This is a genomic window from Methylocystis sp. Uni0008 (assembly GCF_056838045.1).
This window is the reverse complement of record NZ_CM166370.1, coordinates 691,175-704,523: the sequence shown is the minus strand read 5'-3', so window position 1 is coordinate 704,523 and position 13,349 is coordinate 691,175. Positions and strand designations below refer to the sequence as shown.

General features: G+C 62.2%; 14 protein-coding genes and 1 pseudogene. 3 read left to right on the top strand and 12 right to left on the bottom strand.

Annotation, left to right across the window (positions count from 1 at the left end; translation table 11 throughout):
• Positions 1 to 2: 2 nt before the first annotated feature.
• From AC0X69_RS03545 to AC0X69_RS03535, 3 genes are read right to left on the bottom strand one after another with little or no spacing between them, the layout of a single operon-like run.
• On the bottom strand, positions 3 to 944 hold the full coding sequence (locus tag AC0X69_RS03545) for a CBS domain-containing protein (protein WP_482611351.1): 942 nt from the start codon (positions 942 to 944) through the stop codon (positions 3 to 5).
• Between the two features lie 33 nt (positions 945 to 977).
• Entirely contained in the window at positions 978 to 1,793 is an 816-nt protein-coding gene (locus AC0X69_RS03540; protein WP_482611349.1) for an exodeoxyribonuclease III, read from the bottom strand.
• 6 nt (positions 1,794 to 1,799) lie between these two features.
• Entirely contained in the window at positions 1,800 to 2,879 is a 1,080-nt protein-coding gene (locus AC0X69_RS03535; RefSeq protein ID WP_482611347.1) for a YcjF family protein, read from the bottom strand.
• A 228-nt stretch (positions 2,880 to 3,107) separates the two neighbouring features.
• Between AC0X69_RS03535 and plsY the strand changes: the two genes are divergently transcribed.
• Together plsY and AC0X69_RS03525 are read left to right on the top strand one after the other, a co-directional pair.
• Positions 3,108 to 3,701: a glycerol-3-phosphate 1-O-acyltransferase PlsY gene (gene plsY / locus AC0X69_RS03530; protein ID WP_482611345.1), complete on the top strand. Its 594-nt coding sequence runs from the start codon at positions 3,108 to 3,110 to the stop codon at positions 3,699 to 3,701.
• A pseudogene (locus AC0X69_RS03525) lies at positions 3,698 to 3,883 on the top strand (DNA-processing protein DprA); the annotation flags it as partial. The gene plsY and the pseudogene AC0X69_RS03525, both read left to right, overlap by 4 nt.
• Positions 3,884 to 4,003: 120 nt before the next feature.
• Here AC0X69_RS03525 and AC0X69_RS03520 read toward each other — a convergent pair.
• Together AC0X69_RS03520 and AC0X69_RS03515 are read right to left on the bottom strand one after the other, a co-directional pair.
• Positions 4,004 to 5,698: a phage tail tape measure protein gene (locus tag AC0X69_RS03520; protein WP_482611343.1), complete on the bottom strand. Its 1,695-nt coding sequence runs from the start codon at positions 5,696 to 5,698 to the stop codon at positions 4,004 to 4,006.
• 178 nt (positions 5,699 to 5,876) lie between these two features.
• Positions 5,877 to 7,187: a phage major capsid protein gene (locus AC0X69_RS03515; protein ID WP_482611341.1), complete on the bottom strand. Its 1,311-nt coding sequence runs from the start codon at positions 7,185 to 7,187 to the stop codon at positions 5,877 to 5,879.
• 225 nt (positions 7,188 to 7,412) lie between these two features.
• On the opposite strand from AC0X69_RS03515, the gene AC0X69_RS03510 reads away from it, so the two are divergent.
• Positions 7,413 to 7,910 carry a ParB/RepB/Spo0J family partition protein gene (locus AC0X69_RS03510; protein ID WP_482611339.1) on the top strand — a complete coding sequence of 166 codons (498 nt, stop codon included), beginning with the start codon at positions 7,413 to 7,415 and terminating at the stop codon, positions 7,908 to 7,910.
• A gap of 389 nt (positions 7,911 to 8,299) precedes the next feature.
• On the opposite strand, the gene AC0X69_RS03505 is transcribed toward AC0X69_RS03510, so the two are convergent.
• The 7 genes from AC0X69_RS03505 to AC0X69_RS03475 all read right to left on the bottom strand — a co-directional run bounded on the left by AC0X69_RS03505 (position 8,300) and on the right by AC0X69_RS03475 (position 13,315).
• Positions 8,300 to 9,973: a DUF3631 domain-containing protein gene (locus AC0X69_RS03505; RefSeq protein ID WP_482611337.1), complete on the bottom strand. Its 1,674-nt coding sequence runs from the start codon at positions 9,971 to 9,973 to the stop codon at positions 8,300 to 8,302.
• A 205-nt stretch (positions 9,974 to 10,178) separates the two neighbouring features.
• Positions 10,179 to 10,430 carry a helix-turn-helix domain-containing protein gene (locus AC0X69_RS03500; RefSeq protein ID WP_482611335.1) on the bottom strand — a complete coding sequence of 84 codons (252 nt, stop codon included), beginning with the start codon at positions 10,428 to 10,430 and terminating at the stop codon, positions 10,179 to 10,181.
• Between the two features lie 112 nt (positions 10,431 to 10,542).
• Positions 10,543 to 11,238, bottom strand: coding sequence for a hypothetical protein (locus tag AC0X69_RS03495; RefSeq protein ID WP_482611333.1), 696 nt, complete (start codon positions 11,236 to 11,238; stop codon positions 10,543 to 10,545).
• Between the two features lie 65 nt (positions 11,239 to 11,303).
• Positions 11,304 to 11,444: a hypothetical protein gene (locus AC0X69_RS03490; protein ID WP_482611331.1), complete on the bottom strand. Its 141-nt coding sequence runs from the start codon at positions 11,442 to 11,444 to the stop codon at positions 11,304 to 11,306.
• Between the two features lie 3 nt (positions 11,445 to 11,447).
• Positions 11,448 to 11,627, bottom strand: a complete 180-nt coding sequence (locus tag AC0X69_RS03485; RefSeq protein ID WP_482611329.1) for a hypothetical protein — start codon at positions 11,625 to 11,627, stop codon at positions 11,448 to 11,450.
• Positions 11,624 to 12,025 carry a hypothetical protein gene (locus AC0X69_RS03480; protein WP_482611328.1) on the bottom strand — a complete coding sequence of 134 codons (402 nt, stop codon included), beginning with the start codon at positions 12,023 to 12,025 and terminating at the stop codon, positions 11,624 to 11,626. Before AC0X69_RS03480 ends, AC0X69_RS03485 begins: the two co-directional genes overlap by 4 nt.
• Before the next feature lie 72 nt (positions 12,026 to 12,097).
• Positions 12,098 to 13,315, bottom strand: a complete 1,218-nt coding sequence (locus AC0X69_RS03475) for a tyrosine-type recombinase/integrase (RefSeq protein ID WP_482611326.1) — start codon at positions 13,313 to 13,315, stop codon at positions 12,098 to 12,100.
• Positions 13,316 to 13,349: the final 34 nt, after the last annotated feature.

Here is a 13,349-nt window from a genome sequence, read left to right as displayed (position 1 = left end):
CCTCAATTGCGCGCCGAAGTCCACATCAGGAACAGCGCGGCGTCGCCGGGCAGACCATCCGGAAAGTCGACGATCTGCGCGGCGATGCGAAAGCCGCGAGGATGCAGCTCATTGCGCCAGCGGCGGAATACATCGGCAGGTTCGCCGCGCAGCGTCGCCGGCCAATTGGGATCCGGCGCGTTGATCGCGCGCCCGCCGTCCGTGCAGAGCTGCGAGGGAAAGCGGATGAGCACATGTTCCGTGAATCCCGCGGCCGCGCTGCGTCGCGCCTGCTCCACCATCTCGCGCCATTGGGCGTCCGTCAGCCGCTGACTTGCGAGTTCGCGGATGCGTTGCTCGCGCAGGTCGATTGCGACGCGCCGCCGTTCCGAGCGCTCCAGTTCGAGCTGGCGCTCATGAGCGTTGACGAGTTCGCGAAATTCCTGCGCCGTCGCTATGGCGCAGCGGTCGCTGGGTTGCTGCGGCATCGAGATCAGCGGACGACGCCGATGCGCCTCCAGAGCCAAGGCGGAAAAGCCGCCCTTCATCGCCTCCATGACTTCCTTGCGGAGCACGAGCCCGATGATCTTGTGGCCTTCGACGACGGGGATGCGTTTGAGGCTGTGACTCTCCATGATCTGCGCGATGTCGGGGATTTTTGCGACGTCAGAGATGGAGATCGCCGGAGAGGTCATCACATCGCGCAAGGCGCGGCCATTCGCGTGAAATACGGTCCTTGGCCTGTTGCGCCGCAGAAACTCCGGGATGGCGCCGAGATCGGGCAGAGGCTGCGCGAGCTGCTGTTCGAGATTGCTGCGCGTCACAATGCCGATCGGCGCCAGATCGTCGTCAACGACCGGGACGGCGCCCAGCCCGCATTCAGCGAGAAGTTTCGCGACGTAATCGAGATCTGCGTCCGCGGTTACATAAGGAAAGTCGCTGTTCATCAGATCGCGCGCGATCATGCCGCCGTCTCGCCTCCCGCCGTTTGCGCGTTCTCAGTCCGATAGTTCGATCGTCACCGGCACGTGGTCAGACGGCCGAGTCCAGCTGCGCGCGTCGCGCAGCACGTCGAGACGTTTCAGCCCGCCGCCAAGCGCCTCGCTCACCAGAACATGATCAAGCCGGCGCCCCCGGTTCGAGGCCCTCCAGTCGGCGGCGCGATAGCTCCACCAAGTATAAAGCTTTTCTTCCGCTGGCACGAAGTGGCGCATGGCGTCGATCCATGCGCCGGCCTTGAGCACTCCCGTAAGTTTCTCCACTTCGACCGGCGTGTGGCTCACGACCTTCAGTAGCGCCTTGTGGCTCCAGACGTCATGTTCGAGCGGCGCGACATTGAGATCGCCGACGAGCACGACGCGGCCGCGCGAGACTCCCTCGGCAGCGATCCAGTCCTGCATCTCATCCAGGAAATCGAGCTTGTGCTGGAATTTCGGATTGACGTCGACGTCAGGCTCGTCGCCGCCGGCCGGCACATAGAAGTTGTGCAGCGAAATCGGGCCTCCCTTGGCGTCGATCTCCACGCAGACGTGCCGGGCGTCGCCCTTCTCGCAAAAGTCGCGCTTCTCGACAAAGCGCAAAGGCCGCTTCGAAACGACCGCAACGCCGTGGTAGCCCTTCTGGCCGTTGATCGCGATATGCGTGTAGCCAAGCGCATGGAAATCCTTCATCGGGAATTCGGCGTCCCGACATTTTGTCTCCTGCAGGCAGAGCACATCCGGCGCCCGGCTCTTTAAGAACTCAGCGACCAGCGGCAGGCGCAGCCGCACCGAATTGATGTTCCAGGTGGTGACCTTCAGACTTGCTGCTTTCAACGCGGATCAGCTCTTCGTCTTGTCGCCGTGAAAGAGGAAAGGCGCGACGTCCTTTACGCCTGGCGGCTTCTCGGCGATGAAAGGCGTCGGTCGGCAGACGGCCATGGCGGAAAGGCCGACTCGCGCCGTGAGCAGTCCGTTCAATACGCCTTCGCCGAGCTTTGCCGAAATCCGCGCGGCGATGCCGTGGCCAAGCGCCTGCTGGAGTATCGAGTCGCCGACCGCGACGCCGCCGGTGATCGCGAGATGCGCGCCGACCGAACGGGCAAGTTTGAAGAAACCGAACAGCCCCGGCCTGCCGCCGTAAACTTCCGCGATCCTTCGCATCAGCACGATCGCCTGGCCGACGACGAACAGAACGTCGAGGAGCGCGCGCGGGCTGATCGCCGTGACCACGGAGACGCGTTTGGCGGCGGCGGCGATCTCGCGTCGCGCCTCTTCGTCGAGCGGCGCGACGAGATTGCGCTCGGCGAGGGTGATCAGATCGCGTCCGTCGATGATCTGCTTCAGACAGTCGTTGAGCAGGGCGCGCGCCCGGCCGGTGTCGGGACGATCCTCGTAAAGCTTGCAAAGTTCGCCGACGCGCTCGCGCGCGGCCTTGCCGTCATCGCTCGCGTGCGCCTCCGCCAGCGCAACGTGCAGCTTGGCGATGCGATTCTGCCGGCCGATGGCGCGAAATTCGCGCGTGAGGGAGATGGCGGCCGCGACGGCGGCCAGGCCGGCAAGACCCAGTCCCAACATCCCGAGAATCGCCGAGTGGCGGAAGGAGTCTTCGACAACCCCCCATATCCACATCGTCAGCGCCAGCGACAGAAGTCCGCTGACCGCCGACAGAAAGACGCCACCCCATGAGAAGACGTAGCGGCGCAGCATGCCGTCCGCCTGCGCGGCTTCGACTGCGGCTTCATCGATGGTCATGCCGTCGGCGAGCCGCGCAGCCTCGCGGGCGAACACGTCGAACTCCGCCTCGACCACCTCGATAGAGGGCCTGCTGACGTCATCGGTCTGCGGCGCCGCCTTGGCGGTGACCGTCTGGTCGCCTTCGAGGCGGAAAGCCCGTGGTCGCGGCTTGCGGTGCTCGGTCATACGAATCCTAATTTTTCGCCTTCTTAGCGCCTCGCGTTTGAAAACGCGACGCGGCATTCGTCGCCGGAACTCCAGGGAGCGATTTATCCCTGAAAGGAAGGGGCCGAAACGGCGCGGCCGCCCAGAGATATAGGCGCCGTCGCAGGTGAAATCGCGTATTGCGGCGCGGCAACGCCTCCTTTAGCATTCTCACGCCCTTCGCCGTCGAGAAGTTTCGCGTTTTCGCGCATGAGCTCCATCATTTACGACAGTGTCGCCCTTGCGATTGGCTATCTGCTGGGCTCCATCCCTTTCGGTCTGCTGCTCACGCGCGTGGCGGGCACGACCGACCTGCGTTCCATCGGCTCGGGCAATATTGGCGCGACCAATGTGTTGCGCACCGGCCGAAAGGATCTCGCGGCCGCGACGCTGCTGCTCGACGGATTGAAGGGCGTTGCGGCCGTCCTCATCGGCGCGTCGCTTTCGCCCGAAGGCGGCATGCTCGCCGGCTTTGCTGCCTTCGTCGGCCATATTGCGCCGGTCTGGCTGCAGTTCAGGGGCGGAAAGGGCGTCGCGACCTTTCTTGGCGTGCTCTTTGGCCTCAGCTGGCCGGCCGCGCTGGTCTTTTGCGTAGTCTGGCTGTCCGCGGCGGCGCTCTCACGCTACTCGTCGCTCGGCGCGCTGACCGCGAGCGCCGCGGCTCCCATAGCTTTGTTCCTGTCTGGCCATAGCGCCGAAGCCTTGGTCGTGGCGGCGATGGCCGCAATCGTCTTCTATAGACATCGCGAGAATATCGCGCGTCTGCGCGCGGGGACCGAGACCCGCATAGGTCAGAAGGCGTGAGCGAGGCCTCGCCAGGTCGGTTGAGCGAAGCGCAGCTCGTCGACTGGCTGAGGCTCATTCGCAGCGAAAACGTCGGGCCGCGCACCTTCAGACAGCTGATCAATCGCTACGGCGGGGCGGGCGCGGCGCTTGATGCGCTGCCGTCGCTCGCGGCGCGGTCCCTGCGCGGACGGACCATCCGAAAGCTTTGCCTCATAGATATTTGAAATTTAAATGAAAGGCCGGCCGAAGCCTCGCCGGGTATTGCCTTCGGTCTTACTACAGAGGCCGGATATTGGCGCGCCGCAGCGAACGCCCGCGAACTAATTTCGCCTGCGCGGCGCTTCCGCGAGCTGTTTGTTGTTCTGCCCGATCCGCTGATCGATCATGAGCATGATGCCCTGCGGCGTGATCTGCGGCGTCACATCGACCGGCGCGTTGTTGTGAATGATGATATTCGGCGAGCCGCCGCTCATCTTGTCGAACGGCGTCACCGTCGCCGGGCCTTGGATTAACTCCGGCCCGGCCTCGCCGGCAATGCCCCATTTCCCGGCTCCGAGCGTTCCGCCCTCTGCCATGAATTTGAACGGCGCTCCGCTGAACAGCGGCGAGCTGAAATATTTTCCGCCGCCGCCCAGGAGGCCAAGGGCGCTGGCTCCAGCGCTCAGGAGCCCGCCGAACAATCCCCCGTCCTTGCCGCCCGATAGCGCGCTCTTAATCCCCGACGACGCCAGTTGCCGCGCCAGGTCGGCGAGCACATCCTTCGCCTTCTTGCCATTGACGGCGATATCGACAAGAGCGCTCGCCATGTCGTCCGAGAACTCCTTCACAGCGGCGTTGAGGCGCTTCTGTGCCTCTGTCAGCTCCTGAACCTTTTCCTTGTGCTTGTGCACAGCCTCGCGCGCCGCCTTGTGGGCATGCTCCGCATTGGCGGGGAAAGCGATCGATCCGGTAGAGCCGCCGCCGATCGTGATGTCGCCCAGCGTGCGCTTATTGAGCTCCGCCTCGCGCTCCGCCGCGGCGCGCATGTCCAGAATGCGCTGGCGACCGATCTGCAACGACTCCTGGCGATACTCGAAATCGCTCGTTCCTGCCTTGCCGCCAAGCCCGACGGTCTCAGCCGCCACGCCGATCGCGCGCTTCCCGGCAACTACCGCCGCATCGATCCCCCTGGCGATATCCCGGAAGGCCGTCGCGATCGCTTCTGCGGCCTCGAGCGCCCAGCGCTTGATCTCAGCCAAATAGTTGATGACGTTGTCGCTGATGCTTTGCCAAATCTTGCTGAAATCCTCTTTCAGCTCCTGATAGCGCGCGAGCGTCGTCTTCTGAAACTCGCTCATCTCGCCGCCGGCGTCTTCGGCGAATTTGCGCACGTCGCCGCCGGCCTGCTCAAAGACGCGCTGCATTTCCTCGGAGAGGCCAAGCAGCTTGATCGCGTTGAGCTTGTCCACCTCGCTCCCGGCGTTCGATATGAGCCGTGCAACGTCGGCGAACACGTCCTTGAACGGCCTGGCGTTGCCGCTCGCATCCTTGATGGCGATGCCGTTCGCTTTCATGAACTCGGCGAGTTTGCCGCCCTCGCGGCCAGCCTCGCTCAAATGCAACGCCAGCTGGCGCAGCTCTGCGTTCATCTGCCCCGGTTCAATGCCCAGCGCAGAGCCGGCCTTGTTAAGATCCTTCAGCGACTGAAACGACACGCCGAGCGTGCGCGCCGTCTCCTGAAGCTTGCGCATGCCTTCAGCTGCCTCGGCCAAAGCGTTCGGCAATTCGCGAACAAATGTCGCCGCCATGCGAGAGGCGAAAGAGCCCAGCGCAACAGACGATGCGGAAACTTGCGCGCTGAACCTCTTCGCCTGAGCTGTCGCCTGCTCAAATCCCCGCGACGTTTCACGCGATGCGCTGGCCGCTTGCGCCGAAATGCGGCGCAAGTCCTGCTTAACTTGCGCGAGCGCGCGCTTTACGTCGTCGACCTCGGCCTTGAATTTGAACGTCAGCGAGCCGGCGGTTAGGTCAGTCATCCATCACTCTCCATTGCAGCGGATGCAACATCCGACAAAAAGCAGCGACACGACTTTGATTTCACTCGCCGCGATATGGGCGCAATCGGCGCGGTATTTCTCGCGGTCCTACATGCAAGAGCGGCGCGACGCTCCGCCAAGCCAAACAGAGCGCCGCGCCTTCGCAACGTCGATGGAGTTACGACGTTGCAAACTTGAGAAGCTTCGCAGCCTCGAAGTTCTGCACAGCGCCGCCGACGCGCTTCGTCGTGTAGAACAGGACGTAAGGCTTGGAGGTGTAGGGGTCGCGCAGCGTGCGGATGCCGACGCGATCGACGATGCGATAGAATTGCTTCATGTCACCGAACAGCATGCTGTAGCTGTCGGCCGCCATGTCGGGCATGTCCTCAGTGTCATAGACCGCATGGCCGCCCAGCGTCGCCGGCTGGCCCGCGGCGACGGCAGGTTGCCACAGGTAATGCCCTTGGCTGTCCTTGAGCTTCCTCGCCGCGGCGATCGTGCGACGATTGGCCAGCCACACCGCGTTCGCGCGATAGATCCCGCGCAGGCCATACATGATGTCGATGATCGGATTGAACGTCAGCGTCGCGTCAAACGCGCCAGACGCGCCGCTCGGATAATAGCCGATCTTCTTCCATGCCCACGACGCATCGGCGACGACGGTTTCAGTCAGGAAGCCGCGCGGCTTCGTCATGCCGGTTCCGCTGACGAAGGCTTGCCCCTCCATCTGCGCGAAGATCATCGCCGCTTCGTTGGCGATCCACTGCTCAACGTTGAGGAAGCTGTCGTCCAACATGCTCTGCGTCGCCGCCGGCATGCAGTAAATTTCGTTCACAGGGATTTCGATTTCGCTGAACGTCGACGCCGTCGTTTCCGTGCGCGCCGTCGTCTCGCCGACCCAGCCCGCCGTTGCGCCGCGCATATTGACGGGGATCTTCAGCGCAGAGTTGCCGATCTGCGTCACGCTCGCGACCTGGCGGATTGGCGAAATGAGCAGGCTCAATTCAACCATCGTGCGCTCGACCTGCGGCAACACCGTGAAGCCGCCATCCGGATCGGAGCCGACCGAAAGCGCCTTCAACTCGGGAACGGTCTCGCCGATGCGCTCCAAGTCGATCCGCGCAGCGTCGCCGCCCTTGCGGATGTAGCGCCCGAACGCGGCCTCGTAGTCCATCGCCTCGCGGCTCTTGTATTCGCCGCCATCGGCCATGCGCGACAGGATCGTGTTGCGCTTCAGCGCCAGGATTTCCTGTTCCATCGTGCGTTCGATGTCGGAAATGCTCTTGTTGATCCTGTCCACCTGCTCGGCGGTCAATGGATCAGAGCGGCCCTTTTTCAGCTCGGCCAGTTCGCGACTGTGCTTATCTTTGAACTCTTCGAAGGCGCTGCCGATGCCCTCCAGAGCGCGCGACACTTCGGCCATAGAGCCGGACTTGGTTTCGAGCTGAATAGGACGGAAGCCGCCCGTAAATTTTTCGAAGATGGACATTGTGGGAGCCCCCGCGGTTTGCACTGGGAGGGGCTTTCGCGTCACGCGTCCCGGAACGGCCTACCTTCCTCACGAAGGCGCTCCAATGTGGCCGTGCCGCAACTATCGCCGAAAATCGCATGCGAAGCAATATCGCAGATAAGACTTGCGGTAGAGCTAAGAAATGAACGCCAGAGAATACAGGCGTTTATAGACGAACAACGGCGGACTTACCATCCGACATATATGGCGCTCGCGCTGAACAACGCGCAGGGCGAGTTGTCGCCGCTGGAGGTCGGGCTACACGCGCTGCACTCGGGGCTTTCGCAGACGGAATACGGCAGGCAGATGAGCTTGTCGCAAGACAGCATCAGCCTCCGTATGCGCGCTGCAAAAGTTGCCGATACGACACGTGTCGTAGATGGCGATCTCTGGCGCCACCTTGCGGAAATCCACCCCGCTCCCGAATGGCTATGGCCAGCGCTCGTCTCCCGCATGGTCGAGGAAGGATGGACCGTCGAAGCGACGCGCAAGGCAACCGAAATTAGGATGCGCGCGGAGCGAAAGGCCGGCGCATTGCTTCGGGATATGGACAAGGCGAAGGGTAGTGCTGGAGCCGGCCGGCCGCGAAAAGATTTAGGCGGTAGCGCAGTGATACCGCCTAATGATACCGGGGTGAAGCTCTCAGACCTCGCCATCTCCAAAATGCAGTCGTCGCGTTCGAGCGATAACAACCGCCGGTAACAATCCCTCTTTGATTTCCGCTTTGATTGTTTGAACGCAGGCGCGCCGCTGCGTATGCCAGCGCGCAGAAACTTGATTTATTTTGATTGTTTTTCAAAGACGCCGCCGTCTTGCCATTTTGAAGGCCGCCAACCTTAACATTTCTAGACAATCTCGACGCCTGAATGTCGCCATTTGTAGCCATGGCATACCTTTCCCTATAGGGGGGGCGCAAAAAACTGGAACATTGGAACAGGCGTTATTTTACAGCGACTTAGCCGTTCCATCCGTGTTCCAGTTCCATTTTCAAAACGGAACATGGGATTTTTGGAACGGTTTTGGAACAGTTTTGGAACAGCGAAAGCCCCGGTTTTCCTGGGTTTCTTATTCATTGTTCCAATGTTCCAGTTTTATAGTGGGAGAGAGGAAGAAGAAGCATCTACGTCGAGATAGCGCGCCCATGCGTCCTCGAACTGCCGGCGCTCGAATCCTCGCGCCGTCGTGTAGCTGTCGACGCGGATTTTCTTCTTTTCGATGTTGTATGCGGTGAGGCGCTTTCTGAGCTGCGAGGCCGACATAGGCTTGCCATTGTTCCAGGTCGCCCATGGCGCGTCCTCTTCGCATATGAGGCGGCTCAATAGCTCTTCGCCCGATAGCTTGTCGGATCGGTCACGCTCGAATGCGTCGCGGATCGATTGAAGCAGCTGCTCGCCGATGGACAGGTCGTCGACGGCTCCTGCGCCGCATATCCCCTCTGCGGCGTGCTTAGCCCTCAGTGGCCACACGTCGCCGGCCAGGTCGGCGATGGCGAATAGGTGCTCCCAGTTGTCCTGTTCGCGGTCGCCGAGCGCGTCGGGCAGTTGCGGTCGCGCGCTGGCGATTGCGGGTCCGTAGTCCTGTCCGAAGCGCGCCAGACGGCGGGCGAGCTCTTCGAACAAACCGCGCTCCGCGTGACGCAGACGCTCCACGGATTCCGTCTTGAGCTTCCGACGCAGGCTTAGGACAATCCCGCGCGACATGACGGTCTCCGGCAATTTGCCGATGCCGGCGATCGCCTTCGCGCCCCATGTGGAAAACTGTTTGACGTCGAAGTCGTCGCCCACTGTGCGGATGACATAGGCAGACGTTCGAGTGTGGCCGCTGTTGATAATGCCGCGCAGTTCTTCGTTCTCTTTGAAAAAGGCGTCGGCTTCATCGATGAGCAGCGTCGGCGTCTTCGCTTCGATGATTCGGAACGTCGCGGCCGGCGAGATATTCGACGCGAAGAGCGGCCGCTTCGACAGCCTGCCGATCACGTCCAAGAGCTGTGACTTACCGCACCCCTTTTCCGGCGCCGTGATGATGGCGAGCGGCGAGACTTGAGCGTGTTCGATGATCCAGGTGAAGGCTATCCACAGCGTCGCCGCCGTCGCCGTTGACGTGTCGCATATTACAAAACGCGCGATCGTTGCCTTAACGTCGTCGAGCAGCTCGGCGACGTCGACCGGCTCGGCGCAAGGCTCAATGTCGGCGCAGAGGCCGCCTTGTTTCTGGTCGTCGACGTCGGCGCGCGCCTTCGCGACTTCCTTGTCGAGCGTCGAGACGCGACAACCCAGCTTTTCGGCCGCAGCCTCGCGCTCGCCGTCATAAGCGATCGGATCAAGCGTCGCGAGGCGGGCGATTTCGGCGGCGGGCGTGTCGGCGCTGCCGTTCGGTCGCGGTGGCGTGATCGGCTTCTTGCCGCGATATTCTCGGGCGGCCTCCGCGAAATAATCATCGCGTCGCGCCGGCGGCCAATTTTCAAACCCAGGAGGCGTGGTCATGGCGCGCCCTCCGCGGTTTGCGGGGGCGTGACTTCGCGCCATGTCCTGGCCGTCAAGCGAGAGCACTTCTCTATCGCCAAGACCAGCGTCTCTACAGCGTCCAGGTCGGCCGACGATGCGGCCTCGCGAAGCGAAGATGACTGCCTGATGATGTGCGAAGCGAATTCGACGATCGCGTCGCAGGCGATGAGCTGATTGTCTGTCGGCCGCGGAGGGGGTTCGGGAAAGAGATGGACGATCGCATTCATCGAGCGCCCCCTGCGAAATGCAGCTCGGCGACAAGGCGCGCCGTAGCAGGCGGGAGCAGATGACGGCGCTCTAAAATCCGCGCTTGAAGCTCTCGGATCGTCGGCGTATGAGTGGGGTGTGGTGTAGAACAGCACATTTGGCTTTGAGGAGCGCCGACCCCTGACCGGGCCGGCGTTTTTCTTACGGGCGACATGCTCTTTCCTTCTGTGTCTGAAATCCTTTCCGCGATGAACGCGCTCTAAAGCGCGCGGATCATTGGGCCTTCGGATGTCGCCGCCGGAGCCGTCTTGCGAATAGGCTTGCTCCCCTCCGCCTTGGCGCGCTCGACGGCCGCTTTGATGCTGTCCATGAGCACGAGCCGACGCCCACAAAGGACAACCGTCTCCAGCTCGCTCTGCTTGATCAGGGTGTAGATTGACGTTCGGCCGAGGCCGAGCAGGCGCGCCGCCTCATTGATGGCGACGGCGTAGCATTCTTGATTGGCTGTCATTGATGCGTCTCCGGTTCGTGTGGACGCATCGTTGCCCGCACGCGGCCGGAGCGAAACAGCCCGGTCTGACAGGAAGGGGCGCGGTTTCGCCGACCTTCCTGTAACCGCTTTATTATTTGAGACTTGCGACCGCTTTTCGAACCATTGCGTCGACGCCGGGGCGAGTGACTGTCCTTTCTACGCCGGGGCGAATGACGAGAGTTCTTGGCAATGCTTCGATGGCCACCCGAACATGATCGCCGAACGATCCCTTATTGTGTGAGTGAGTCGGTTTTGTTCCCGTGTAATTCAGCCAATATCCGCCGAGGGAATTTGCAAGGCGGCTCAAAGCCAAATCAGGATCGCGCCCATTGGGCTCTATCGCCGTCAGTCCGCGCTCCAGCGCATGCGCCAGATAGGCAATCGCGGAATCAAATTTAAATCCGCCTTCTCGATGGAGCACCGTCTCGCGAAAATATCGCGCACGATGCTCATTGCCCTCGGCGTCGATCGTTTCGATGAACTCTAAAACCTCGCTGTCTAACTTCTTTTCCTCTGTTCCGCGAAACTCCATGAAACCATACAAGGGCTTCACAGCCTCAAGCATCTGCTCCATCCGCGCGCGAACCTCAGGAATAGACACGGTTCCTTTAACGTAACGATCCAGCGTTCTCTCGACGGACGCCGTCCAATATCCAAGACGTTCATCGTCATCGCAGGGCATTGTGGCGCGGACTGCGTTCCTGTCGGCGTCAGAGAATTCAAACACTCTAAAGCCGCCGCCGAGCCCTATGCTCGCTTTGGCGCTGCGCGCAATGTCGTCTTCCATCGTGATCGGCTCATCGTGTTTCGGCATGTCAAATCCTCATAGATCGTTGCTGCGCAGGTAGGCGCTCACAGCACGCGGCGCAAATCCTCGGGCATGAGCCATTCGGCAAGATCGGCGAAGCGGCTAGACGCGCGCATGGCAAAGAACGCCAGGCGAATGCGCCAGATGCGCGCCAATAGGCGCGCAATGGTAGCTGGTGAGTGCATGGCTCAGGCGTCCTCAAATACGAGTTTGGACTCGGCTCCGCCGCCTCCGCCTCCGCCTCCGCCTTGATGCGGCGACCGCTCGGCGTCCTGTTCGTCGTCGCCGTCGGTCAGCCAATGGTCGCCGACAGCCCATGCGTAATCCGGATCAATGCCGGCGCTCGGGGAGTTGCGGGGCGCGCTCATGACTGCGCCCCCGGATGGCGCACCAGCCAATTCTCGGCGTGGAACGCCTCGGCGAGCCTTTCCATTTCGCGGGCAGCGTCTTCGACGATCTGGACCACGCCGGGGCCGACTTTGTCGGATCTATCGCCAAGCACGTCGGTGACCGCCGCGACGATCCCCCACATCCGGCGCGACATTGTGCAGAGTTCGTCAGAAAAATAGCCGGGATTGATTTTATCTTCGTCGTCATCGAAGTGATACAGGCGCGCGGCCTTCGCGATGGCCTCAGCCCGCTCCGCTTCAACGCACTCGAATACTTTTATTGTGAGCGCGTAATCGACGCCCGCAGCGCGCAGTTCCTCAATCAAATCATGATAGCGCGGGCGCGCCTTGGTTGTGGTATTTTCTGAATCAGCCATGTCCGCGATTCCTCATCATTGCGGTTGTGGTAAGGCCGAGCGTGGCGTTGCCGCGCCTCGCCCGGCCGCTTATCAGACGGTTACCCCGCCCGATCTTTGCAGCGGGACGACGTTCCCGCCCTTGTCCTGTTCGATGTAGCTGGCCCAAGCGGCCATCAGCGCCCGGCGCTTCTCCAGCGCGTCCGAGCGCCTGTAAGCCTGCTCGGCCGCATTCCCCACAACATGCGCCAGCGCGGCCTCGGCGACTTCCCGCGGGAAATGCGTCTCATTGCCCGCCCAGTCGCGGAAGGCGCTGCGGAAGCCGTGAATCGTCGCGCCAGCGCCGATGCGCTGCATGAACGCAGTCATGGCGGTCGGCGATATATGGCGGCCCCGATCGCGGCCGGGAAAGACGAAATCGCTCGAGCGCGCCGCAAAAAGCTGTTGCAGGATCTCGAGGGCCCGATCGCAGAGCGGCACGCGATGCTCGCGCCCAGCCTTCATGCGCGTCGCCGGAATTGTCCATACCTTGGCGGACATGTCGATTTCAGACCAGCGCGCGCCAATCGCCTCGCCGACCCGCGCCGCTGTCAAGACGATCAATTCGAGCGCTAAAGCTGTGACGCTTTCCGTGTTCCTCAGCCTCGCCATGAAGGCCGGAACGTCGGCATAGGGCATCGCCGCATGGCGACGACGTTCGACTTTCTTGGCCTTCGGAAGAAGGTGCGAAAGATGGCCGCGCCACGCCGCGGGGTTCTCGCCGGAACGGTATCCTTGCGCCTTGGCGGCGTCCAGAACGGACTCGATGCGCCCGCGAAGGCGGGAGGCCGTCACCTGCTTCTCGACCCATAACGTCTTGAGCACGGCGAGAACGTCTTCCGTTGTGATCTGATCGACGGACTTGGAGCGCAGCGGCGCAGCATATTCCGTGAGCGTCGTAACCCATTGCGCTCGATGCTTGGCGCTGCGCCATTCGTGCGCCTTGTCTTCGATCAGCGCATCGGCGACTTCGCCGAAGGTAGGAGTCTTGGCCGCGAGACGGCGGCCTTCGCGCTTCGCCTCGATCGGGTTGACGCCATCGGCGACCATCGCGCGGGCCTCGGCGGCCTTCTCCCGGGCGCGAGCAAGCGAAACGGCGATGACCGGCCCAAGCCCCGCCTCAGTGACGCGTCCGCCCATCGTGAAACGAAATACCCACTTCCTCGACCCGCTCGGCCCCACGACAAGCCACAGCCCGCCGCCGTCGCCGTAGCGGCCGGGCTTGGCCTTCTCGACCTTCAGAGTTGTGAGCTTGTGCAGCCGTCGCGTCATGCGTCCGCCTCAAATCAGACTGTCATGCAGTCTT